A 23986-nucleotide genomic window follows, 5' to 3' on the forward strand; every position below is an offset into this window, starting at 1 on the left:
CGTGGCGTCAGGATATACCTAGCTTGGCTAGAAACTCTACAATCTACGGTTCTCTACCAGGAACCCGGGGAACCCGCCGTCAGAAGGACGCCGCGTGCTCGAAGTGCAACTGCAGCGGCTCGACCGGCACATCGAGGTTCGCTCCTCCGCGGTAGCGGGTGCCGATGTGACGCGACGGGAGCCGGGAGCTTCCGGCCCCGAACAGCCGCTCGCGCAGCGTCCCCGACGTGGCACCCTCCTCCGGCAGCCGTCCGCGGCGACGCAGCTCCGGGACCACCAGCTCGGCGAAGTCGCGCGCCGTGTCGAAGGAGTGGTACTGCCGGAGGTTGATCCCGTCCAGGCCGTCCTCGTCCAGCCAGCGCTCGATCTCATCCGCAACGGTCTTCGGGTCGCCGACGACGAGGAACCGCTCGTCGCGGCCCACCTTGATGAAGTCGAGCGCCTGACCGACCGTCGTGTCGAGCGGCAGGTACGGCACCTTCTCCGCCGGGAACTCCGCCCGGGCCAGCGCCTCGCGCACGGTGATGTCGCGCGGGAACGCGGTCAGGTCGACCGGCAGGCTGCTGTGCGCGAGGATGCCGTCGAGGCTCGCGCGCTCGCGGTACAGGCGCCACTTGTCCTCCGCCTCCTCCTGCGTCCGGCCGACGATGACGCCGGCCATCGCGATGAAGCGGATGTCGTCGCGCTCGCGACCGTGCCGCACGGCCGCCTCGCGCATCCCGTCGGCATTGCGCCGGAACTCCTCGCTCGTGCGTCCGCCGGTGAACACCACCTCGGCGTGCCGGCCGGCGAACTCGATGCCCGCGGGCGACCCGGTCGCCTGGAACAGCGTCGGCGTCCGCTGAATCGAGGGATGGACGATGTGCGGCCCGGCGACGCGGAACCGCTCCCCGACGTGGTCGATGTACCGCACCTTCGACGGGTCGGTGAACACCCCGGCCGCGCGGTCGGCGACGACCGCGTCGTCATCCCACGAGCCCTCCCACAGCTTGTAGAGCACGTCGAGGTACTCGTCGGCGTAGCGGTACCGTTCGTCGTGCGGAACCTCGCCGTCGAGGCCGAAGTTGCGGGCCGCATTGGGCAGGTACGAGGTGACGATGTTCCAGCCGATGCGCCCCTTGGTCAGGTGATCGAGCGTCGACATGCGCCGGGCGAAGGCGAACGGCGGCTCGTAGGTGGTCGAGAACGTGACGCCGAATCCGAGCCGCTCGGTCACTGCGGCCATCGCCGGGACGAGCAGCAGCGGATCGAGGTTCGGGCTCTGCAGCCCCTCCCGCAGCGCCGTCTCCGGGCCGCCGCGGAACACGTCGTACGCACCGATCACGTCGGCGAGGAAGATGCCGTCGAACCCGCCGTGCTCGAGCAGCTGCGCCAGCTCCAGCCAGTAGTCGAGGTCGGCGAAGCGCTCCCGGTTGTTGCCCGGCAGCGTCCACAGGCCGTGCGTGATGTGGCTCACACAGGCCATCTCGAAGAGGTTCACGAAGAGCTGCTTGGGTTCGCTCATGCGGCGGTCTCGCTTTCAGGGGTGGTGGCGGCTCGCGCGGCCGGATCGAACTCCGGGATGGCGGCGATCAGGGCACGAGTGTACGGGTGCGCGGGCCGTTCGAAGACATCATCCGGCGAGCCCTCCTCCACCACCACCCCGTCCTTCATGACGAGGACGCGGTCGCTGAGATGACTGATGACGCCGAGGTCGTGCGAGATGAAGAGATAGGCGACGCCGGACTCGCGCTGCAGCTCGGCGAGGAGGTCGAGGATCTGGGCCTGGATGGTGACGTCGAGCGCCGAGACAGCCTCATCCAGCACGATCACGTCCGGGCGCGGTGCGAGCGCCCGGGCGATGGCGACGCGCTGCCGCTGCCCGCCCGAGAGCTTGAGCGGGAACCGCGGGAGGACGTTCGCGGGAAGGTCGACCTGCTCCAGCAGTTCGAGCACACGCGCGCGCCGCTCCTCCGCCGACGCGAACCGCTCGGAGCGCAACGCGTCGAGCAGGATGCGCTCGACGTTCCAGCGCGGATCGAACGAGCTCAGCGGGTCCTGGTACACGACGGCGATCCGACTCCGGAGACCCCGCCGCCGGCTCTCGGCGAGCGGCGCCCAGGGCTGTCCGTGCAGCCGGACGGTTCCGCCGTCGAGGGACTCCAGCCCGAGCGCGAGACGCGCGGTGGTGCTCTTGCCCGATCCGGACTCGCCCACGATGCCCAGCGTCTCCCCGGCGCGCAGCGAGAAGGAGACGCGGTCGACGGCCGTGGTGACCGTGCCGTCGGAGGTGTGGAAGCGCTTCACCAGATCGGTCGCCTCCAGCACCACGGCGCCGGCCGGCGGCTTGACCGGCACCGCTGCGGCGCCCGGAGTGAGCGCATGCCCGCGGGTCGCCTCGCCCGGCACCGCGGCGATCAGAGCGCGCGTGTACTCGTGCGCCGGCGAGCCGAGCACCTGGCCGGCCGGCCCCTGCTCCAGCACGTCGCCACCTCGCATCACGAGGATGTGGTCGGCCAGCCGCGCGACCACCGAGAGGTCGTGGCTGATCAGGATCACGGAGGCTCCACGCTCCTTCATGAGTTCGAGCTGGTCGAGCACCTGCGCCTGCACCGTCACGTCGAGTGCGGTGGTGGGCTCGTCCGCGATCACGATGTCCGGATCGAGGGCGATGGCGGAGGCGATCAGAGCGCGCTGCCGCAGGCCGCCGGAGAGCTGGTCGGGCCGCTGCTTCGCGCGGACGGCCGGGAAGGGGACGCCCACGCGCGTCAGCAGGTCGAGCACCCGCTCCTGACGCGCCCGGCGCCCACCCCAGCCGTGCAGGCGGAGCGCCTCGTCGATCTCGCGTCCGACCGGGCGCAGCGGGTCCAGCGACACCAGCGCATCCTGCAGCACGAACCCGATGTCCCGGCCGCGGATGCGCTTCCACTCGCGCGGGCCGAACCGGCGGACGTCCTCGTGGTGGATGGTCAGCTCGTCCGCCTCGACCACCGCCGAGCGGCCCGCGAGGCCGACCAGCGAGCGGGCCGTGACCGACTTGCCCGAGCCGGACTCGCCGACGATGGCGACGCACTCCCCGGGCCGCAGGTCGAAGCTCACGCCGTGGACGACCGGACGCAGCGCGCCGTCGACCCGGAACGCCGTGCGGAGGTTGCGCACCCGCAGCCGGGTCGCGGGCCAGTCCAGCTCCTCGACGATGGCGTCGGTCTCCGTGGCCTCCGTGGTCTCCGTACTGATGCTCACGACCGCTCTCCCTTCTCCAGGCGCGCCTGGATGTGCCGTCCGATGGTCGTCGCGGCGAGCGCCACGGCGACGATCACGAGTCCGGGGATGACGACGAGCCACCACGCCGTCGTCAGGTACTGGCGCCCCGCATCCAGCAGGGCACCCCATTCCGAGGCGGGCGGCGCGACGCCGAGACCCAGGAACGAGAGGCTTGACGCCCACACGATCGACTGCCCGATCGACAGCGCGAACACCGCCACCAGGGGCCGCAGGGCGTTCGGCAGGATGTGCGCGCGCAGGATGCGCCAGCGCGAATGCCCGAGCGCGGTCGCCGCCTCGACATACCCGGAGTTGCGCGCTCCGAGGATCTGCCCGCGGATCATCCGCGCGTACCCGGGGGCGGTTCCGATGCCCACCGCGAAGACCTGCGTCGCGGCGCTCGGGCCGGCGATCGCAATCAGCAGCAGGGCGAGGAGCAGGGCCGGGAATGCGAAGAGGATCTCCACGAACCGGTCGATCACGACCGCCACCGGCTTCACCCCGAGGGCGGCGAGCGTACCGAGCACGAGCGCGAGACCCACGCTGACGGCCGCAGCTCCGAGCCCGATGGTCAGCGAGTCGCGGGCGCCCCAGACCACGCGGGTGTAGAGGTCGCGGCCGGACTCGTCCGTGCCGAAGGGATGCGCGAGGCTCGGCGGCTGCAGCGCCGCCTGGTAGTCGATCGCGGTCGGGAGATGCGTCGTCAGCGCCTGCGGCGCGATCACGGCCACCAGCAGGAGCACGGCGAAGGCGACCGCGAGCACCAGCCCCCACGGCACACGGCCGAGACGGGTGGCGAGCGTCGGGCGGACCGCCGCTGCGGCGGGGGACGGAGGCGTTCCGAGCGCGGTCATGTCAGCTCCAGCCGGGGGTCGATGACGGTGTAGACGACGTCCACGATGAGGTTCGCGGCCACATACACGACCGCCACCAGGGTGACGATGCCGGTGACCACCGGGAGGTCCTGCGCGTTGACCGCGCTGACCAGCACCGAGCCGATGCCCGGGCGCGAGAAGATCGACTCCACGATCACCGCGCCGGAGAGTGTCGCGCCCAGTGCCCAGCCGGAGAGCGTCACGGCCGGGATGACCGCGTGCCGGAGCACGTGCCGCAGCCGGATGCCCCACTCGCCCATCCCGCGCATCCGCGCCGACAGCACGAACGGCTGATCGAGCGACCGCTCGAACTCGGTGCGCACGCTCTGCGCCATGAACCCGGCGAGCGGGATGGCCAGCGTCAGCGCCGGCAGCACGATCCCGGCGGGCGAAGATCCGCTGATGATCGGGAACCAGTGCAGTCCGAGGCCGAAGACCAGGAGCAGGATGATGCCGAGCCAGTAGGCGGGGAGCCCGGCGGTCACCACATCCACCGTCGACCCGAAGGCCGTCAGCCGCGGCCCGCGACCGGCCGTCAGCGTGACCCACGCGACCATGATCAGCCACGCGAACGCGATGGCCGTCAACGAGAGGGTCAGCGTGCTGCCGAGCTGCTCGCCGATCACCGCGGTGACCGGCCGGTACTGCTGGTACGAGGTGCCGAAGTCGCCGGACACCAGCCCGCGGAGGTAGTCGAGGTACTGCACGATCACGGGCTTGGTCAGCCCGTACTGCTGGTTGATCTGCGCCAGTTCCTCCGGGGTGCGCGCCTGCGCCTGGCCGGCCCGGATGTTGAGGATGGTCGTCGCGCGGTCGCCAGGCAGCGCCAGCTGGGCGAAGAACGCGACCGTGGCCGCACCCCACAGCACCACGACGGCGGCGCCGATCTTGCGCAGCAGCGTGATCGTGACCGCGCGACCCCGGCGGGGCCGGATCGCGTTCTGCGCGATCGGCCCCGTCGTGGCGCCCGACGCGGTAGCGGCGGTCAGCTCACTTGACGAAGTAGGCGTCATAGAACGTCGGTCCTCCCTGTGCGTTCTCCTGCCACACCCCGCGCAGCTTCGGCGCGACCGCGAGCGTGCTCAGCCGGTCGTAGACGCCGATCGACAGCGCGTGCTCGGCGATGTAGTCCTGCGCCTTCTCGTAGGCGGCGTTCTGCGCCTCCACGGTCGGGGCCGAGTTGCCGTCGAGGATGTACTGCTCGAGCGTCGGGTCGTTGTAGAACGCGGCGTTGGAGTAGTTGGGGTGGTCAGGGGTCGACGGACGCCAGTTGATGTAGAGGATGCCCGCGGTGACGGCCGTCCAGTAGCCGGCGGCCAGGTCGTGGGTGTCCGGCCCGGCGTACTTGCCCGAGAAGAACTCGCTCTGCGGGACCGGCACGAGCTTCACGTCGAAGCCGACCTTCGCAGCCTGCTCCTTCACGCCCTGCAGGATGGCCGCGCCGTCCGCGTTGATGATCGAGCCTGCGCCGTATGGCAGCGAGACGGTCAGCTTCGTGCCGTCCTTCTCGCGGACGCCGGTGCTGCCCTGGCGCGTCCACCCGGCCGCGTCGAGCAGCGCATCCGCCTTCTTCAGGTCCTGGCTGTACCAGTCGGCCGCCTTCTCGCTGTAGCCCGGCGTCGCCTGGCTGACACCCCCGTTGCCCTCGAACGGGATGACTCCCCGGCCGATGGTGTCGACGATCTGCTTGCGGTCGAGGCTGTAGGCGAACGCCTGACGGACCTTCTCGTCGGTGAACGGACCCTGCTGCGTGTTGAACGAGATCTGCTGCGGACGACCCGGCGTCACGTACTTCTCCAGCTGGTAGCCACCGGACTTCAGCGTGCTCCACTGGACGGCGGGGACGTCGTAGATGGCGTCGACCTGGCCGCCCTGCAGCGCGGCGACGCGGGTGGTCGGGTCGGCCACGAACTTCCAGTCGATCTCGTCGACGTAGGCCGCGCCGGTGTGCTTCGCGTTGGCCGGGGGCGACGTGTAGTCCTTGTTCTTCTTCAGGATGATGTCCTGACCGCGGTTCCATTTGTCGACGATGAACGCTCCGGAGCCGATCGGCGCCTCGCAGTTCTGCTCCTTGCTGCGGGTCTCGAGCGCGTGCTGCGACTGGATGCCGAAGTAGCCCTGCGACAGGTTGTCCGCCAGGCGCGGGTACGGCCGGGAGAGGTCGATCTGGAGGGTGGTGTCGTCGATGGCCTTCGCATCCTTGTAGTAGCCGTCGAGCCAGACCAGCGCCGTGCTGTTGCCGCCCTTCAGCCAGTAGTCGAAGTTGTAGGCGACGGCCGCGGCGGTGAGCGGCGTCCCGTCCGTGAACTTCACGTCCTTCTTCAGGTCGAAGGTCCAGGTCAGTCCGTCGTCGGACTGCTTCCAGGAGGTCGCGAGCCACGGGACCACCTTGTGGTCCTCATCCAGCGACGTCAGGTTGTCGAGCACCTGGTACGAGAGGTAGGCCTGCTCGATCCAGCCGCCGAACACGCAGGCCGGTTCCTGCTGGTGGGCGTACACGATGGTGCCGCCGTCGACCTTGGTGCCTCCGCCTGCTGCGGCGTCGGAGCCGGAGGCGCAGGCGGACAGCGCCAGCGCGCCGGTCAGGACGACGGCTGCGGCGCCGAGGGAACGGGTGGGACGGGAACGCATGGGGACTCCTCTGGCATCGGGGGATGCGCATCAGGATGCGGGAGTCCGCAAGCGGCGTCGATGCTGCGTGTCCTACTGTTTCGCCGCCGACACATGCCGTCACGGACGCTTCCGCGCCGCGCCCTCCGGCGCTATGGGCTCAGTGCGAGAGCAGCGACTTGAGCACGATGACGACCACGCCGAACAGCCCGGTCACCACCGCCCCCACCAGGCAGACCCACACTCCGCGGCCGCGCACGCGGAAGACCAGGAAGCCGAGCAGAGCGAGAAGCAGGACGCACAACCAGAGGGCCAGGAAGACGCCGGCAGTGGCGGAGAGGATGTGCAGCGAGGCGAGGAGCAGGGGGACGCTCGGGATGACCGCGGCCTCCAGCATCCCGCTCGACTCGAACAGCGCGTGCCGCAGCGAGTCGCGCATCCGGTCGCCCAGGCGGTCGGCGTCGCCGTGGAACCCGAGCGCGTCGGAGTACACGTGCGCCATCCAGAACACGACGATGCTGACCAGGCTGAACACGAGGATCTGGACGGCCGAGCCGCTGTCCTCGTTGTCGACCGAGGTCGCCGCGATCACGCTGGCGTAGACGATCGTCCCGTAGATCGCCGCGGGTGTTCCCCAGTGCCGCCACAGCGCGCGGTGGACCCGCACGCCGTCGTGCTCCTCGATGGGCGGGTTGAGGTCCATGGATCCCATGGCACCCATTGTGTCCGACGGAGGGGGCCGCGCGCCTCTGTCAATCCGCGGACGGTTCGGAGGTCAGGTCCCGCCGCTGAGCGGGCACGCGCGGAGCTCGCCATCGGCCGAGACGACGATGCCGTCCGGCAGGTCGAAACCCGGGGGCGCGTAGATGACGCCGCCTCCGATCGTGCGTCCGCGTGGTTGGAGGCCGGTCAGCGCCTCCGGCCCGACGTCGTCCCTGCGCGGAAGGTCGCCGCACGTGAAGTTGCGATGGTCGTACTGGACCCGGGTCGGGATAGCTCGCGGCCACCAGTCGGCGGTCGCGTCATGGACCTGCACGAAGAACGTCGCGACTCCCACGAGCACGGCGCAGCAGATGACCCCGATCGCCAGGCCGGCCCAGCGCCTCCGGCCCCGTGGTCCGCTCACCCGCCGGTTCCCTGCCTGACCTGACGCACCCAGGGCGAGAGGACGTGCTGGCCGGGTTTCGGGGTGTCGATGAAGCCGTTCAGGTTCACCTCGAACTCGTCGCCGTCGGGCACCCCTGTGCGCACCCAGGTTCCGCCCGAGCACGCGGCGCCGGAGCGCTCCGGCGTGCCGTCGGTGTACGCCAGGCAGATGCCGAACGGATGCGTGCCGCGCAGCAGGTAGATGTCCCAGCCGTCGGCCCTGCCCTGGTAACGGGAGGTGGACATGTCGCCGCCCTGGACGTCCGGGATGAGGTCGGTCGGGATGCGATCCTCCGCCGTGCGCTTCCCGTCGAACGGTGTCGGCGGGAACACGCACCCGCTCAACCCCACCGCGACCACCGCCGCCATCGCCGTCGCGAGAACCCATCGCCGCATCGCGTACCCCCCGAACGGCACGCTAGCAGCAGCCGTCGCCGCGGCCCAGAGCCGGCGGGCCGGCGGGCGGCAGGAACGGAGGCGATCCGCTCGATGTCGGGCGGGGCCACGGAAACGGAGGCGATCGGGCCTGATTCCGGTCCTGGACGCCTCCGTTTCTCGTCGGCGCGCGGGCGCATCCTGCTTTTCTCCTCCCTTTCCGACGCGTCGCCGGGGCGGGCGGCCCGATGCGGAAAGGGAGGCGATCCGGCCCGACGCGCCGTGGATCGGCCACGAAGGGAGGAAGTTCGAGACCGGAGGGCCGGGATGTCCTCCGTTTCGGGCACGGGCGGACGCCGCGACCGACCCTGGCCCGGCCGGGCGGGCACGGCTACCGTGGCGGGCATGAGCCCGTCGAAGAAGTCCGAGACGTTCCTCGAGGTGGAGGGGCAGGAGGTGCGCATCTCGAGCCCCGACAAGGTCGTCTTCCCCGAGCCCGGCCTGACGAAGCTCGACCTCGCGCAGTACTACGTCGCGGTCGCGGACGGCGCGCTGCGCGGTGCGGGCGGCCGCCCGATGGTGCTGAAGCGCTTCGTGAAGGGGCTGACGCAGGAGCCGTTCTTCCAGAAGCGGGTGCCGGAGGGGCACCCCGACTACATCGACACGGCGACGCTGCACTACGCCAGCGGCACGTCGGCGGAGGAGGCGGTGGTCCGGGATGCGGCCGGGCTCGCGTGGGTGTCGAACCTCGGCTGCCTCGACCTCAACCCGCATGCCGTCCGCGCCGAAGACCTCGACCATCCCGACGAGCTCCGCGTCGACCTCGATCCGATGCCGGGTGTCGACTGGTCGCAGATCGTGGACGTCGCCTTCGTCGCCCGGGAGGTGCTCGACGATCACGGGCTGGTCGGCTGGCCGAAGACGAGCGGGTCGCGCGGCCTGCACATCCTGGTCCGCATCGCGCCCGAGTGGGGGTTCGTCGACGTGCGGCTCGCGGCGGAGACGCTGGCCCGCGAGGTCGAGAACCGCGCGCCGGGGCTCGCGACGGCCCGGTGGTGGAAGGAGGAGCGCGGCGAGAGCGTCTTCGTCGACTTCAACCAGAACGCGAAAGACCGCACGGTGGCATCGGCCTACTCCATCCGGCCGCTGCCCGACGCGCGCGTCTCGACCCCGCTCGACTGGGACGAGGTGCGCGATCGGCGACCGGAGGAGTTCACCGTCCGGACGGTGCTCGCTCGTTTCACCGAGCGCGGCGACCCACACGAGGGCATCGACGACGCCGTCGGTTCGCTGGACGCCCTGCTCGCTCTCGCGAAGAAGCTGGGGCCGGCCGAGAAGCCGCCCCGCAGCGGGGACGGCGCCGGGCGCCGCGTCTCGCAGATGCCCCTCATCGAGGTCGCCCGCACGAAGACGAAGCCGGAGGCGGTGGATGCGCTCGAACAGTGGAAGGCCGCCCACCCGGACGTCGCGGCGCAGCTGCACCCGGCGGACGAACTGGTCGACGGGATGCGCGGCTCCAGCTCGCTCTGGTACCGCGTCCGGGTGAACCTGCAGCATGTTCCCGAGCCCGATCGCCCGGAGCAGGAGCCGCTGATCGCCGACTACGACCCGTGGGCCGGGCGGCAGTGGCACGGCCGGGAGTAGCCGGCACCAGTAGCCGCCGCGAGGAACCGAGCCGTTCGCTCAGGCCGGCGCGATCACGGGCAGGAGCTGACCCGCGATCACGTCGTCGATGTCGGCTCCGACCACACCGATGAGCGGAGCGGTGAACATCGCGGACAGCGCGTGGGAGGCCGCACCCGGCGCCCCCACCGGGGTCACCGATACACCGTCGCCGCGGTCGGTCACCGCGAGCGGCACGTAGCGCACCGCCCCGGCGGACCCGGCCCAGCCGGACGAGACGACCTCCGCGCCCGACGTGTCCGTCGTCGCCCTGCCCGCGAGGCGGTCGAGCACCGGCCGCACGAACGCCTCGAACGAGACGAAGGCGGCGGTGGGCGTTCCGGGGAGGGCGAGCCACGGCACGCCGCCCCAGCTGCCGTGCGCCTGGGGACGTCCGGGCCGCATCGCGACGCGGGCGAGCATCCCGCCCGGTGATGCTGCGGCGAGCCGGCCGAGCAAGTCGTGCGTTCCCGCGCCGAGGCCGCCGGTCGAGACGATCACGTCGGCGTCCTGCGACGCCGCGTCGAGGGCCGCCCGCAGAGCCTCCTCGGTGTCACCGGCGCGGTGCACGCCCGTCAGCTCGCAGCCCAGCGACCGGGCCGCCGCGGTGAGGTAGACGGCGTTCGAATCCGGGATGACGCAGGCGGCCGCATCTCGCTCGTCACCGAACGGTCGGCCGGCTCCCGCCAGTTCGTCGCCGCTGGAGACCACCGCGACGCGCGGACGCCTGTGCACCGCGACCGTGCTGTGCCCCGTCGCCGCGAGCAGGGCGAGCCCGCGAGCGGTGAGCGTCGCGCCCGCCGGCAGCAGCGACGCCCCGGCCGCGACGTCCTCCCCCGCCCGCCGGATGTTCGACTTGACGGGCGGCCACAGGGTCACGGTCGCGTCGCCCGTGAACCGACCGGCGACGGTGAGCTCGATCGGGACGACGACGTCCGCCCCGTCGGGCAGAGGCGCGCCGGTCATCACGCACACCGCCTCCCCCGGCCTGATCGGGACCGGACGGTGGTCACCGGCGCGGGCACCCTTGGCGACCGTCAACGTCACGGGGTTCGCCGCGCTCGCACCCGCGACGTCGGCCGCCCGCACGGCGAAGCCGTCCATCGCGGAGTTGTCGAACAGCGGGACAGGGAGTCGGGCGGCCCAGTCGCCCGCGGTAACGCGGCCGACGCCGTCGGCGAGGGCGACCTCCTCCGCGGGCAGGGGCCGCACCGGCTCGAGCACGGCGGCACGATAGCCGTCGACGGTCAGCGCGGTCGCATCCATCTCCACCTCCCGGGGATCTGTCACACACGCTATGCGGGCGCGATGACGGGCCCGTTGCCCCCGTGCGCTCACCCCGTTACGTTCCCCTCACAGCGGCGCGCAGCGGGCGAGAGGTGTTCGTTACGCCGCTTTCACGCACGGAGCGGTCGGCGGAAACACGGGCTTCCTAGCGTGGGGGCACCCACTTCACCCGCAGGTTCCCCGCAGGAGGTCCACCGATGACCAGCACCGTCTCCGCTCCGGCCACGACCGGGACCGCAACCCCCGAGTCGACCGCTTCCGAAGCGACCGCCCCCGGCGCCGCCCTGACCGTCCGCCCCGGCCGCTGGATCGAGGGATGGAACGCCGAAGACCCGGCGCAGTGGCGCGACCAGGGCGCCGCCATCGCCCGACGCAACCTGCGCTGGTCGATCTTCGCCGAGTTCCTCGGCTTCGTCGTGTGGCAGCTGTGGTCGATCGTGGTGGTGTCGCTTCCCGCCGCCGGCTTCACCTTCGACACCGCGCAGACGTTCTGGCTGATCTCGATGCCGAGCCTGGTCGGGGCGACACTCCGCTTCCCGTACACGTTCATGGTCCCCCGCTTCGGCGGTCGCAACTGGACGATGATCTCGGCGGCCCTGCTGCTCATCCCGGCGATCGGCCTGGCCGTCTGCGTCGCCAACCCGCAGACGCCGTTCGGCGTGATGCTGCTGGTCGCGGCGCTGGCCGGTTTCGGTGGCGGCAACTTCGCCAGCTCGATGGCGAACATCACGTTCTTCTACCCGCAGCGGAAGAAGGGATGGGCGCTCGGCCTCAACGCGGCCGGTGGCAACCTCGGCGCGGCCGTCGCGCAGTTCGCCGTCCCGATCGTCATCACCATCGGAGCCGGCGCGACCCTGCAGCTGCCCCTCGCGGGCCTGATCTGGGTGCCGCTCATCATCCTGGCGATCGTCGGCGCCTGGCGGCGCATGGACAACCTGACCAACGCCCGGGCCGACCTGACCGCCTCCCTCGCCGCGCTGAAGGCCCCGGAGCTGTGGCTGATGGCCCTCCTCTACATCGGGACGTTCGGGTCGTTCATCGGCTTCTCCGGCGTCTTCCCGAAGCTGATCGCCGACCAGTTCCCGTCGTTCAGCGCCTTCCCGGTGGCCGGCGCGACGCTCTCGCTCGCCTTCCTCGGCGCGCTCGTCGGCTCGTTGGCCCGCCCGTTCGGCGGCCGGCTGGCCGACCGGTTCGGCGGCAGCGTCATCACGATCGCGGCCTTCGTCGTCATGGGAGCGGGCGCACTCGCGGTGGTCCTCACCCTTCCGCTGGACAACTTCTGGCTGTTCCTCGCCTTCTTCCTCGTGCTGTTCATCGCGAGTGGCGCGGGCAACGGAGCGACCTACCGGATGATCCCCACGCTGTTCGCCCTGCGTGCCGGCGCCGCCGACGGCCACAGCACGGCGGGCGACGTCTCCGCCCAGCGCACCGCGGCGGCAGCACTCGGCATCGTCTCGGCCTTCGGCGCATACGGCGGGTTCGTCATCCCGCAGGTGCTCGGCCTCTCCAAGACCTCGACCGGCGGCTACGAGTCCGGCCTGCTGTGGTTCGTCGCCGCGTACGCCGTACTGCTCGCCGTGACCGTCGGCGTGGCCCTGCACGGGCGTCGCCGCGGAGTGCGGATCTAGGGCGACGCCGTCCATGGCCGCCGACAGCCACTGCCCGTACTGCGCTCTGCAGTGCGCGATGACCCTGACCCCGGATCCGCTCGCGGCGAACCCGGTCACGGTCAGCGGGCGCGCCTTCCCGACAAACCGCGGCGGTCTCTGCAAGAAGGGCTGGACGTCGGCGGAGCTCCTGCGCACGCCCGACCGGCTCACCGTCCCGCTGATCCGCCGCGACGGCGAGCTGCGGCCGGCGACCTGGGACGACGCCCTCGGGATGATCGCAGAGCGCCTGGCGGACATCCGGCGCGATCACGGGGCCGACGCGGTCGGCGTCTTCGGCGGCGGTGGTCTCACCAACGAGAAGGCCTACCTCCTCGGCAAGTTCGCCCGGCTGGCGCTCGGCACCTCGCGCATCGACTACAACGGGCGCTTCTGCATGTCGTCGGCGGCGGCCGCGGGCAACCGGGCGTTCGGCATCGACCGGGGGATGCCGTTCCCGGTCACCGACCTCGACGACGCGGACACCATCCTGCTTCTCGGCTCGAACGTCGCGGCGACCATGCCGCCGTTCCTCGGTCACCTCTCCGGCGCACGGGCGGCCGGCGGGCTGATCGTGGTCGACCCGCGGCGGTCGCAGACGGCGCAGCTCACAGCGGATGGCGCCGGCGTGCACCTGCAACCGGCGCCCGGCACAGACCTGGTCCTGCTGCTCGGGCTGCTGCACGTGGTGCTGGCCGAAGGCCTCGGCGACACCGCGTACCTCGAAGCGCGCACGACCGGCTTCGACGCGGTGCGCCGGAGCGTCGCGGGATGGTGGCCCGAGCGGGTGCAGGAGCACACGGGCGTCCCGGTCGGGCAGCTGCGTGATGTCGCCCGCCGGCTCGCGCGCGGGCGTGGGACCTTCATCCTCACCGGGCGCGGCGTGGAGCAGCACGTGGACGGCACGGACACCGCGACAGCCGCCATCAACCTGGCGCTGGCCCTCGGCCTGGTCGGCCGGGCCGGATCCGGCTACGGCACGCTCACCGGTCAGGGCAACGGGCAGGGCGGGCGGGAGCACGGGCAGAAATGCGATCAGCTGCCGGGCTACCGCAAGATCACCGACCCGGCGGCCCGCGCTGCGGTCGCCGCGGTCTGGGACGTCGACCCGGCCGTCATCCCCGGCCCCGGCGTCCCCGCGGTGGAACTGCTCGGGATGCTCGGGCAGCGGCCCGACGGCGTGCGGGTGCTGCTCGTCCACGGCTCCAACGTGGTCGTCTCCGGCCCGGACGCCGGCGCCATCCGCTCCGGCCTCGAGGCGCTCGACCTCCTCGTCGTGTGCGACTTCGTGCTGTCGGAGACCGCCGAGCTGGCCGACGTTGTGCTGCCGGTGACGCAGTGGGCGGAGGAGGAGGGCACGATGACGAACCTGGAGGGTCGCGTCCTGCGACGGCGACGCGCCCTCGATCCGCCGCCCGGGGTGCGCAGCGAGCTCGACATCCTGGCCGACCTCGCCCACCGGCTGAATGCGCCGTCGGTGTGGCCGAACGACCCGGCGGAGGTCTTCGACGAACTCGCTCGGGCCTCCGCGGGCGGTGTCGCGGACTACTCGGGACTCAGCCACGCCCTCCTCGACGCACAGGCGGAGACCGGGGAGGCGGCCCACTGGCCGTACCCCGCCGGATCGACGGGTACGCCCCGCCTCTTCCTCGACCGCTTCGGCCACGATGACGGACGAGCGCGTCTCGTCGCCGTGCAGGCCCGCGAACTCACGACAGGGCGACGGCCGGGCGAACTCACCCTGATCACCGGGCGCCTGCTCGAGCACTACCAGTCGGGTGCCCAGACCCGCCGGGTGCCCGAGCTCGTCGCCGCACAGCCCGAGGTGCGCGCCGAGCTGCACCCGGCGACGGCCGCCCGGCTGGGCATCGCCGACGGCGACCGGGTCATCGTCGGCAACGAGCGCGGTGACGTGAGCGCACGCGCCCTGCTCTCGACCGGGATGCGCCTCGACACGGTGTTCCTGCCGTTCCACTTCGCCGGCCGGCAGTGCGCCAACCTGCTCACCGAGGCGGCCGTCGACCCGATCTCGGCGATGCCCGAGTTCAAGCGGACCGCCGTGACGGTCCGCTCTGCTGTGGAAGAGGAGGCGGCATGAGCGGACGTCCCCTGCGCGTGGTGCTGGTGGGCTACGGCCCGGTCGGTGCCCGTTTCGTCGAGGAGCTGCTGCCCTCCATCGCCGACGGAGAGGCGACGCTCACCGTGGTGGGCGCCGAGCGCGAGGACGCCTACAACCGCGTCCTCGTCGCCGAATACGCCGTCGGGGCGGCCGCACGCGAGCGCCTCGACCTCACGGACACCGCTGCGGCGCGCGCGGCCGGTGCCGACATCCGGCTCGGGGAGGTGGCGGTCGCGCTCGACCGGGAGCGCCAGCGAGTACTGCTCGACACCGGCGAGGAGCTCCCCTACGACCGGCTCGTGCTCGCCACGGGTGCGCGCGCCAACATCCCGACGCTCGACGGCCTCCAGCACGCCAGGCGCGACCGCTCGGCGGCGCCCGGAGCCGCGCTCGACCAGGGTGCGCGTCCCCTGCCCACCGGCGTCGTCGCCCTGCGCGACCTGGCCGACGCCGAGGCCGTCGCTCCCGTGGTCGCGGGCGGCGGCACCATCGTCGTGCTCGGAGCCGGCGTGCTCGGGATGGAGTTCGCGCTGCTCGCCGCCGAGCACGGCGCGCAGGTCGTCGTCGTCCATCACGGTCCGACGCCGATGGCGCGCAACCTCGACGAGCCGGGCGGTCGGATGCTCAGCCGCGCGGCCCGTACCCTCGGCGTCGGCATGGCCGCGCATGCGCGCGCCGAGAGCATCGGCTTCCGCGACGAGCCGGGCGGACCGGTGTTCGACGGCATCGGCTGCGCTGACGGAACCTACATCGCGGGCGACCTGCTGGTGCTGTCCTGCGGCGTCGGCGCACGCATGGAGCTGGCGCTGGCCGCCGGTCTGGCGTGCTCGTCCGGCATCCTCGTCGACGAGGAGCTGCGCAGCTGGAGCGACCCGGACGTCTTCGCCCTCGGCGACTGCGCACAGGTCGCGTCGCCCGAGAACGCGGGAGCCGACGGCCGCGTCGCCGGTGCGCCGTCCGGGCTGATCGGGCCGGGCTGGCGCCAGGCCGCCGCCCTCGCTCGCCGCCTGCGCGCCGAGGCGGCCGGAGGATCCGCAGGGGCGGATGCCGCCGTGGCGCTGCGCGAGCGTCCAGCCGTCGTGATGCTGAAGGCGACCGGCCTCGACGTGGTCGCGGGAGGCGACCACGCGGCCGACGCCTGGGACGAGAGCGCCGAGGTCGCCGTCTGGCTCGACCGGGCCCGGGGCGCCTACCTCAAGACCGTGGTCCGCGACGATGCGCTCACGGGGTTCGTCTCGGTCGGGCTCCCCCACGCCGGCGCCGAGCTGACGCTGCTGTTCGAGCGCGGCGGCGCGCTTCCCGCCGAGCCGTCCGCGCTGCTCCGGCTGGATGCCGCCGACGACGGGCAGGTTCTCGCGGACGACCCGCAGGGCCCGGAGGCGACGGTGTGCTGGTGCAACGGGGTGACGGCCGGGCGCATCTCCGAGGCCGCGGCTGGTGGCTGCGGCACGGTCGAGCAGGTCGGCCGCGAGACGCGCGCGGGCACCGGCTGCGGGGGATGCAAGGGCCGGATCGCGAGCCTCCTCGCGGCGGCGCAGGCGGTGCCGGGATGACGGCCGGCGTCACGGTGCCTCACACGTCGAGCCGGTATCCCCGCTTCACGACGGTCGCCACCAGGCCGGGCGTTCCGAGGCTCTGCCGCAGCCGGCTGAGCGAGACCTCCATGGCGTGCTCGTCGTACTGGTCGGACTCGTCCGCCAGCGCGATCGAGAGCTCCTTGCGTGACACGACCGCACCGTTGGCCGCCACGAGCGCCCGGAAGAGCGACAGCGAGGTCGGGGTCAGCCGGATCGGCGTCCCGCGGACGATCGCGAGGCTCCCGCGCAGCTCGACATCGCCGTGCCGAGTGGTGATCCGGCGGGTGGATCGCGCCTCCAGGTGCTCGCAGACCAGCCGGATGAGGGCGCCCATCCGGAAGCGGTCCGGCTGCAGAGGGTCGATCCCCGCCGCGATGAGCGGGGCTACCGTGACCGGGCCCACCCCGGCTGCGACGACGTCACTGCTCAGCGCATCCACCACGTCCGTGTACCGGCCGCGGGCCAGCGCCGCGGCGAACAGGCCGTCGACCGCCGGGGCGCTCGTGAACGTCACGCAGTCCAGCTGGCGGGCGGCGATCGCCTCGACCAGGCGGGTGACGCGCTCGTCCGTGTCCGCGGCGACCGACCATGAGTACGGGGCGACTGTGATCACCGTATCGCCGGCGTCGCGCAACCGCTGGAGCTGTGCCTCGTCGGGCTGACCGTGCAGCTGCACCGCGACGGTGATCCCGGACGGGAACTCGGCGATCACCTTGCCGACGAGGGATGCGGTGGTCTCCTCGTCGCTCATCCCGGCGTCGTCGAGACCGGCAGCACGCACCGCGCCGCGCGCCTTCGGGCCGCGGACGAGGATGGTCGACTCCGCGAGCGTGTACTGCAGCGCCTCCCCGAGCCCGGCCGAGTCGGCGACCTCGAACCAGCGGCGCATCCCGTAGCTGGTGGTGGCCAGGAGCACGTCGGGCGCCGCGTCGAGGATCCGCTGCGTATCCGCGATCACGGGGGCGTCGTCGTCGGCGTGACGCATGTGCACCGTCGGAGCGTGCAGCACCGTGGCGCCGCGGCGCTCGAACGCGTCGATCAGGTCTGCGGAGCGGCGGTCGCTCGTGACGCCGATGCGGAATCCGGCCAGCTGGTCGGGGCGGAACGCCGCGACACCGGGGCGCTCGTCGCTCATCTCACGGTCCCGTCACCGCGGCCGCGTTCGCCAGGGCGGCGGCCGCTGCCGCATCCCCGTCGTTCGCCAGCCGGACGACCTCGCCGATGACCACCACCGCGGGCGAGCCGACGCCCGCCCGCACCGACTCGGTGAGGATGGTCGACAGCTTCCCGAACGTCGTGCGCTGCCGCGCGGAGTAGCCCTGCTCGACGACCGCGACCGGCATGCCCGGGTCCATCCCGAACCGTGCCAGCCCCGCGGTGATCGAGGGGAGGTTCGTGATCCCCATCAGGATGACGATGGTGCCGCCGAGGCCGGCCAGGTGCTCCAGCTCGGCCGGCGAGAGCGGGGCGTGCCCGGAGACGATGGTGAACATCCTGCTGATGTTCCGGTGGGTCACCGGGATGCCCGCCGCGGCCGGCACCGAGATCGCGCTCGTCACGCCCGGGATGACGCGAACCGGGACGCCCGCCCGTCGGCAGGCCTCCACCTCTTCGCCGCCGCGGCCGAACACGAACGGGTCGCCGCCCTTCAGCCGTACGACGTCCGAGCCCTCCTGCGCGTGCCGGACGAGGATGCGCTCGATCTCGTCCTGCGGGATGGGATGGTGTCCCGGCCGCTTGCCCACGTCGATCAGGTGCGCGTGCGGTGCGAGCTCCGCGAGCGTCTCATGCGGGGCGAGGCGGTCGAACAGCACCACGTCCGCCGCGGCGAGCGCCCGCACCGCCGCGACCGTGAGGAGATCCGGGTCGCCGGGTCCGCCGCCGACGAGCGTCACGGTTCCTGTGCGTGTCATCGTGTCTCTCCTCTGTCGGCAACGCCCGGCCGGACCGGGATGGTCGAGCCCGCGACGAGGACGGGACCTGCGGCGCGCTCCTCGGCGGTGGCCGGGCGCAGCTGGCCGCGCTCCTCGACCCGGGCGATCGAGGGGTCGGGGGTGTCCGGCGCGTTCACGAACGACCGGAACCGGCGCAGCCGCTCCGGGTCGCGCAGCGTCGCCGCCCACTCGTCCTCGTACGTGTCGATGTGCTTCGCCATCGCCGCCTCCAGCTCGTCGGCGAGACCGAGCGAGTCGTCGACGACGACGGCGCGGACGTGCTCGACGCCGCCGTCGAGGTCCTCCATCCACCGGGCCGTCCGCTGCAGGCGGTCGGCCGTGCGGATGTAGTACATGAGGTAGCGGTCGATGTAGCGGATGAGCGTCTCGTCGTCGAGGTCGGACGCCAGCAGCTGCGCGTGCGCGGGCTGGAAGCCGCCGTTCCCGCCGACGTAGAGGTTCCACCCCTTGTCGGTGGCGATGACGCCGACGTCCTTCCCGCGGGCCTCCGCGCACTCGCGCGCGCATCCGGAGACGCCGAACTTGAACTTGTGCGGCGCGCGCAGGCCCCGGTAGCGGAGTTCGAGGTCGACGGCCATCCCGACCGAGTCCTGGACACCGTAGCGGCACCAGGTGGATCCGACGCAGCTCTTCACGTTGCGCAGCGCCTTGCCGTAGGCCTGACCGGACTCGAAGCCCGCGTCCACCAGCCGCTTCCAGATCTCGGGGAGCTGCTCCAGACGTGCACCGAACATGTCGATTCGCTGGCCGCCGGTGATCTTCGTGTACAGCCCGAAGTCGGTGGCCACCTGGGCGATCACGGCCAGCTTCTGCGGGGTGATCTCGCCGCCCGGGATGCGCGGCACCACCGAGTAGGTGCCGTCCTTCTGCATGTTGGCGAGCGCGCGGTCGTTGGTGTCCTGCAGCTGTCCGCGGCCGCCGTCCAGCGGGTACTGGCTGTGCTGGCTGGCGAGGATGGAGCCCACCGCCGGCTTGCAGATGTCGCAGCCCCGGCCGCGACCGAGACGCGCGATCGTCTCCTCCCAGCTGGTCAGTTCGAGCACCCGGATCGACTCGAACAGCTCCTGGCGCGACAGGTCGAAGTGCTCGCACAGTGCGCGGGAGACGGTGGCGCCGGTGCGGGTGAGCTCGGCCTCCAGGATCTTCTTCACCAGGGGGACGCACGACCCGCACTGCGTACCGGCTCGCGTGCACGCCTTCAGCTCGCCGAGGTCGTGGCAGCCGTCCTCCACGGCGGACCGCACGGTGCCGGAGGTGACGTTGTTGCACGAGCAGACCAGGGCGTCGTCCGGGAGCGCGCCGCCCGCGGGCGGTTCTGCTCCCGCCGCGGACAGGTAGGCGGCCGGTTCGGCGTCCAGCTCCCGGCCGAGCAGCGGCCGGAGGCTCGTGTACGGCGAGGCGTCCCCGACGAAGACCCCGCCGAGCAGGGTGCGGGCGTCGTCGCTGACCACCAGCTTCTGGTAGAGCCCGCGTGCCGGGTCGGCGTAGACGATCTCGAGCGCGCCGGGTTCACGGGCGAACGCGTCGCCGAAGCTGGCGACATCGACCCCCGAGAGCTTCAGCTTCGTGGCGTCGTCCACGGTGGTGAAGGTGGCGTCGCCGCCGAGCAGCCGGTCGGCGACGGTCTCCGCCATGGCATTGGCCGGGGCGACCAGACCGACCGTCCGGCCGTCGATCGCCGCCACCTCGCCGATCGCCCAGACGGCCGGGTCGGAGGTGCGGCACGCCTCGTCGATGATCACGCCGCCGCGTTCCGCCGTCGCGATGCCGGAGTCGCGCGCAAGTTCGTCGCGTGCCCGGATGCCGATCGCGAAGACGACGATGTCAGCCGGGACGGCACGTCCATCGGCGCAGCGGACGGCAGTCGGGTGTCCGCCTCCATCGAGCAGGATCTCGCGGGGCCGGGTGCCGAGATGCAGGTCGATGCCGCGCGCCCGGATCAGCCGGCCGAGCGCCTGGCCGGCCCCCTCATCCAGCTGGGCGGACATGAGCCAGCCGCCCGAGTGGATGATGACCGACTCCGCGCCGAGAGCCGCCACACCGCCCGCGGCCTCGAGCCCCAGCAGTCCGCCGCCCGCCACGGCGACCCGCGGGGCGCGCCCCAGGGTCTCCCGCAGGTCCGCGACCTCGGCGACCAGCGCATCCACGTCGGCGATGGTGCGGTACACGCGGCTGGCGTGGGCTCCGGGGATATCGGGGACGGGAGCGGATGAGCCTGTGGCGAGCACCAGGTCGTCGTAGGCGATGACCGCCCCGGCCGATGTCGTCACGGTGCGTGCCACCCGGTCGATCGCCGTGACGGCCTCGCCCACGCGCAGTTCGACGGCGGCGTCCTCCCAGTGGGAGGCCGGCTCGAGCGTGAGGTCGACGTCGCCGTCGGCCAGCCGCTTGCTCAGCTGCACGCGGTCGTAGGGCAGGTGCGGCTCCTCGGCCAGCACCACGATGGACCGCTCGCCTGCTGTCGCGCCGGCTCCGCGCGAGACCAGCGCATCCACCAGCCGATGGGCGGCCGGTCCGCCTCCCACGATCACTGTGCGTCCGGTCATGCGGGCCCCTTCCAGTCATGGCGGCTGCCGCCGCACCGGCGGGATTCGCTCCCGCCTCGTGCCTTTCGAGCGTACGGCGACGCGGTTTCCCCCGAATTTCGCGGTTGTAACCGCGCGTTAACATGCGACGCACAGAGGCCGCCGGCGCATGTGAGGACCGATTCACGGGGAAGTAACAGCAGCGGCCGCCGCCTGAAACATCGGCTGCCTAGTCTCGGGGCATGACGATCACGCAGACCTCCCCCCTCTCGGAGTCCCGGAGCGCGGACTGGGTGCGCGCGTGCCGGGTCGGCGATCTGGAGCCGTCCTGGGGCGAGGCCGTGCTGCTGAGGATGCGCCAGATCGCCGTCTTCCTCCTCGGCCCGCGCGAGGTCTACGCCGTCGCGCACGAGGACCCGGACGGCGGCGCACCGGTGATGGCTCGCGGCATCGTGGGCTCCCGCGGCGACCGCCCGACCATCGCCTCCCCCCTGCACAAGCAGGTGTACGACCTGGGGACCGGCGAGTGCTTCACCGACCCCGCTCTCGCGCTGCAGACCTTCCGCACCCGCATCGTCGGCGGCTTCATCGAGATCGAGCTGGAGGACGCGTGACGACGGCCGTCGTCGCCGCCTCGCACGGCACGTCCTCACCCGACGGGCAGACCGCCGTCCGCCGTCTGGTGGAACGCGTCGCGGCCTCCGTGGACGCGCCGGTACTGGGCTGCCACGTCGACGTCGAGCAGCCCGACGTGCCCACCGCACTCTCGTCCGCCGCCGCGCTCGCGGACGACGCCCTCATCGTTCCCTTGCTGCTCTCGGCGGGGTACCACGTCTATGTCGACCTGGCGGACAGCGCGGCCGAGGCACCCCTGCCCGCGTCCGTGACCGGCGCCCTGGGACCGGACTCCCGCCTGGTCGACGCGCTCCTCCAGCGCCTCACCGAAGCCGGCCTCCGCGACTCCGACGCGGTCGTGCTCGCGGCGGCCGGCTCCTCCGATGCCCGCGCTGTCGCAGACTGCCGCACCACCGGAGCGCTCCTGGCGGAGCGGCTGGCGCGACCCGTCACGGTCGGCTTCATCTCGGCGGCGACCCCGCCGTTGCCCGAGGCGATCCGGCAGACCCGCGAGGCGCATCCCGGCGCCCGCGTGGTCGTTGCGACGTACCTGCTCGCGCCCGGCTACTTCGCCACGCTTGCCGAGCGGGCAGGCGGCGACGTGGTGACCGCCCCGCTGCTGACGCCGCGGTCGACGCCGGACGCGATCGTCGAGGTCGTGCGCGACCGAGTGGATGCGGCGGCGGCCGCGCTCTCGGCGGCACGCCTCTCTCGCTGACTTTCACTGTTCGTCAGCATATGTATCGATCCACATTTCTTGTTGTGTATCGTTAAAATCTCCGTTAGTGTGCTCCCCATATCGTCAGTGCCGACGAAAGGAGAACGATGTATCACGCTCACCATGGCAGACTCCGGCTCGCTGCGTTCGCGGTGTTCGCTGCCGCCCTCACCGCGATCGGTGTCACCGCACCGGCAGCGCTGCCCGCTCGCGCTGCGACCGTCAACGCGGACTATGTCATGGCGTACTTCGTCGAGAGCCCGAACGGTTCGGGAGACTCGAACACCGTGCACCTGGCGGTGAGCCCCGATGGTCTCGAGTGGACGCCGCTGCACGAGAATCAACCGATCCTGGTACCCACCGCCGGCACCAAGGGCATCCGCGACCCGTACGTGTACCGACTGCAGGACGGCAGCTGGGTGCTGGTCGCCACCGACATTCTCACGGGTGGTGACTTCTTCGCCGCGAATCCTGCGATCCACGTGTGGACCTCACCGGACCTCGTCCACTGGTCGTCTGACCGGATGCTGACCGTCAACGCAGTGAACACGCAGTCCTACTCCTGGGCACCCGAGGTGTTCTGGGACGCCGGCCGCAAGCAGTACGGAATTCTGTTCAGCGGCATCCCGAACGGCTCTTCGGTGTCGAAAATCCTCGTCTCGTACACCAGCGACTTCGTCACCGCTTCCACTCCGCAGGTGTTCTTCGACAACAACGGCCAGGGGAACATCATCGATGCCGACATGATCACCGGCGTCAACGGCGTGAACTACCTCTACTACCGCGGCTCTGACGCGACCCTGCGCGGGGCGAAGTCGACCAGCCTGAACCCGGGATCCTTCACCGAATACGTCACCGCTCCCCCCCAGGGCCAGTGCGTGGAAGCGCCGACGGTGGTGCGCTCCCTGACCAATCCCAACACCTGGTGGCTGTGGGGCGACAACTACTGCCCGAACAACACATTCGATGTCTGGCAGGGCGACATCGCCAGCGGCAACTGGACCGCGGTCAGCAAGGCGAACTACACCGCCCCGCTGGGCTCCAAGCACAACACGATTCAGCCGATCACCTCGACCGAGTACAACGCACTAATCAGCACCTACGGCACCACGTCGACGATGCGGCTGAAATCCTGGGACTACCCCGGCCGGTACGTGCGCCACCAGAACGGGGTCGGCCGCATCGATCCGTTGCCTTTCGACCCGCAAGCCGACTCGCAGTGGAAGGTCGTCCCCGGCCTCGCCGACTCCACCGATGTCTCGTTCGAGTCGGTCAACTACCCCGGCTCCTACCTCCGGCACTCGAACTTCGACCTGGTGCTGAACGTCGACGACAACTCCGCCCAGTTTGCCGCCGACGCGACTTTCAAAAAGGTCCCCGGCCTGGCCAACTCGGCTTGGAGCTCGTTCCAGTCGTACAACTACCCCGGCCGGTACATCCGCCACTACAACTACGTCCTCGAGCTGCAGCCGATCGCCACAGCTCTCGACCAAGCCGATGCGACGTTCCACGTCGCTCCCTGATCGCGTGCCGGAGGGGGAGCCCCCGCCTCCCTCCGGCACGTTCCACCCGGCGCACCGATGCACCGGTGACCCTCCCCGACCACGGAGAAAGGCACAGCTGTGAAAGGCAT

Annotated in this window: 18 protein-coding genes and 1 pseudogene; 7 read left to right on the forward strand and 12 right to left on the reverse strand. The window is 71.6% G+C overall.

All coding sequences use genetic code 11. From position 1 onward, the window contains the following. Positions 1-79: 79 nt before the first annotated feature. The 8 genes from ABIC47_RS04775 to ABIC47_RS04810 all read right to left on the reverse strand — a co-directional run bounded on the left by ABIC47_RS04775 (position 80) and on the right by ABIC47_RS04810 (position 8270). Positions 80-1504 carry an LLM class flavin-dependent oxidoreductase gene (locus ABIC47_RS04775; protein ID WP_354477752.1) on the reverse strand — a complete coding sequence of 475 codons (1425 nt, stop codon included), beginning with the start codon at positions 1502-1504 and terminating at the stop codon, positions 80-82. Beyond that, positions 1501-3222 carry a dipeptide ABC transporter ATP-binding protein gene (locus tag ABIC47_RS04780; RefSeq protein WP_354477755.1) on the reverse strand — a complete coding sequence of 574 codons (1722 nt, stop codon included), beginning with the start codon at positions 3220-3222 and terminating at the stop codon, positions 1501-1503. Before ABIC47_RS04780 ends, ABIC47_RS04775 begins: the two co-directional genes overlap by 4 nt. Continuing rightward, positions 3219-4097 carry an ABC transporter permease gene (locus tag ABIC47_RS04785; protein WP_354477758.1) on the reverse strand — a complete coding sequence of 293 codons (879 nt, stop codon included), beginning with the start codon at positions 4095-4097 and terminating at the stop codon, positions 3219-3221. Before ABIC47_RS04785 ends, ABIC47_RS04780 begins: the two co-directional genes overlap by 4 nt. Next, the gene (locus ABIC47_RS04790) at positions 4094-5131 is read right to left on the reverse strand and encodes an ABC transporter permease (protein ID WP_354477761.1); all 1038 of its coding nucleotides are present in this window, start codon (positions 5129-5131) and stop codon (positions 4094-4096) included. Before ABIC47_RS04790 ends, ABIC47_RS04785 begins: the two co-directional genes overlap by 4 nt. Further along, positions 5109-6749, reverse strand: coding sequence for an ABC transporter substrate-binding protein (locus ABIC47_RS04795; protein WP_089878606.1), 1641 nt, complete (start codon positions 6747-6749; stop codon positions 5109-5111). Before ABIC47_RS04795 ends, ABIC47_RS04790 begins: the two co-directional genes overlap by 23 nt. A 139-nt stretch (positions 6750-6888) precedes the next feature. Further along, positions 6889-7440, reverse strand: coding sequence for a hypothetical protein (locus ABIC47_RS04800; RefSeq protein ID WP_018192543.1), 552 nt, complete (start codon positions 7438-7440; stop codon positions 6889-6891). Positions 7441-7503: 63 nt separating this feature from the next. Beyond that, complete coding sequence (locus ABIC47_RS04805; RefSeq protein WP_354477765.1) at positions 7504-7854, reverse strand: hypothetical protein; 351 nt, start codon at positions 7852-7854, stop codon at positions 7504-7506. After that, entirely contained in the window at positions 7851-8270 is a 420-nt protein-coding gene (locus tag ABIC47_RS04810) for a hypothetical protein (protein ID WP_354477768.1), read from the reverse strand. Before ABIC47_RS04810 ends, ABIC47_RS04805 begins: the two co-directional genes overlap by 4 nt. A 384-nt stretch (positions 8271-8654) precedes the next feature. On the opposite strand from ABIC47_RS04810, the gene ABIC47_RS04815 reads away from it, so the two are divergent. After that, entirely contained in the window at positions 8655-9893 is a 1239-nt protein-coding gene (locus ABIC47_RS04815; protein WP_354477770.1) for a DNA polymerase domain-containing protein, read from the forward strand. A 39-nt stretch (positions 9894-9932) separates the two neighbouring features. Here ABIC47_RS04815 and ABIC47_RS04820 read toward each other — a convergent pair whose 3' ends face one another. Further along, positions 9933-11201 carry a molybdopterin molybdotransferase MoeA gene (locus tag ABIC47_RS04820; protein WP_354477773.1) on the reverse strand — a complete coding sequence of 423 codons (1269 nt, stop codon included), beginning with the start codon at positions 11199-11201 and terminating at the stop codon, positions 9933-9935. 194 nt (positions 11202-11395) lie between these two features. On the opposite strand from ABIC47_RS04820, the gene ABIC47_RS04825 reads away from it, so the two are divergent. The 3 genes from ABIC47_RS04825 to ABIC47_RS04835 are packed head-to-tail and all read left to right on the forward strand — an operon-like array spanning position 11396 to position 16516. Next, positions 11396-12826: an MFS transporter gene (locus tag ABIC47_RS04825; protein ID WP_354477776.1), complete on the forward strand. Its 1431-nt coding sequence runs from the start codon at positions 11396-11398 to the stop codon at positions 12824-12826. A gap of 13 nt (positions 12827-12839) precedes the next feature. Beyond that, positions 12840-14942 (forward strand): molybdopterin oxidoreductase family protein, encoded by a 2103-nt coding sequence (locus ABIC47_RS04830; RefSeq protein WP_354477779.1) that lies wholly within the window; start codon positions 12840-12842, stop codon positions 14940-14942. Then, complete coding sequence (locus ABIC47_RS04835) at positions 14939-16516, forward strand: FAD-dependent oxidoreductase (protein WP_354477782.1); 1578 nt, start codon at positions 14939-14941, stop codon at positions 16514-16516. The genes ABIC47_RS04830 and ABIC47_RS04835 overlap by 4 nt, the downstream gene beginning before the upstream one ends. A gap of 19 nt (positions 16517-16535) precedes the next feature. Here the strand turns inward: ABIC47_RS04835 and ABIC47_RS04840 are convergent, their stop codons facing one another. From ABIC47_RS04840 to nirB, 3 genes and pseudogenes are all read right to left on the reverse strand, one after another. Beyond that, positions 16536-17675, reverse strand: a complete 1140-nt coding sequence (locus tag ABIC47_RS04840; RefSeq protein WP_354477784.1) for a uroporphyrinogen-III synthase — start codon at positions 17673-17675, stop codon at positions 16536-16538. Position 17676: 1 nt separating this feature from the next. Further along, a pseudogene (gene cobA / locus ABIC47_RS04845) lies at positions 17677-18441 on the reverse strand (uroporphyrinogen-III C-methyltransferase); the annotation flags it as partial. Positions 18442-18449: 8 nt separating this feature from the next. Further along, on the reverse strand, positions 18450-21041 hold the full coding sequence (gene nirB, locus ABIC47_RS04850) for a nitrite reductase large subunit NirB (RefSeq protein ID WP_354477790.1): 2592 nt from the start codon (positions 21039-21041) through the stop codon (positions 18450-18452). Positions 21042-21262: 221 nt separating this feature from the next. Here nirB and nirD point away from each other — a divergent pair, with 221 nt between their 5' ends. The 3 genes from nirD to ABIC47_RS04865 all read left to right on the forward strand — a co-directional run bounded on the left by nirD (position 21263) and on the right by ABIC47_RS04865 (position 23876). Beyond that, positions 21263-21634 carry a nitrite reductase small subunit NirD gene (gene nirD, locus ABIC47_RS04855; RefSeq protein ID WP_309854883.1) on the forward strand — a complete coding sequence of 124 codons (372 nt, stop codon included), beginning with the start codon at positions 21263-21265 and terminating at the stop codon, positions 21632-21634. After that, positions 21631-22353: a sirohydrochlorin chelatase gene (locus ABIC47_RS04860; protein WP_354477794.1), complete on the forward strand. Its 723-nt coding sequence runs from the start codon at positions 21631-21633 to the stop codon at positions 22351-22353. The genes nirD and ABIC47_RS04860 overlap by 4 nt, the downstream gene beginning before the upstream one ends. 107 nt (positions 22354-22460) lie before the next feature. Beyond that, the gene (locus tag ABIC47_RS04865) at positions 22461-23876 is read left to right on the forward strand and encodes a glycoside hydrolase family 43 protein (protein WP_354477797.1); all 1416 of its coding nucleotides are present in this window, start codon (positions 22461-22463) and stop codon (positions 23874-23876) included. Positions 23877-23986 lie beyond the last annotated feature (110 nt).

It is taken from the genome of Leifsonia sp. 563 (assembly GCF_040545055.1).
In the GTDB taxonomy this organism is placed as follows: domain Bacteria; phylum Actinomycetota; class Actinomycetes; order Actinomycetales; family Microbacteriaceae; genus Leifsonia.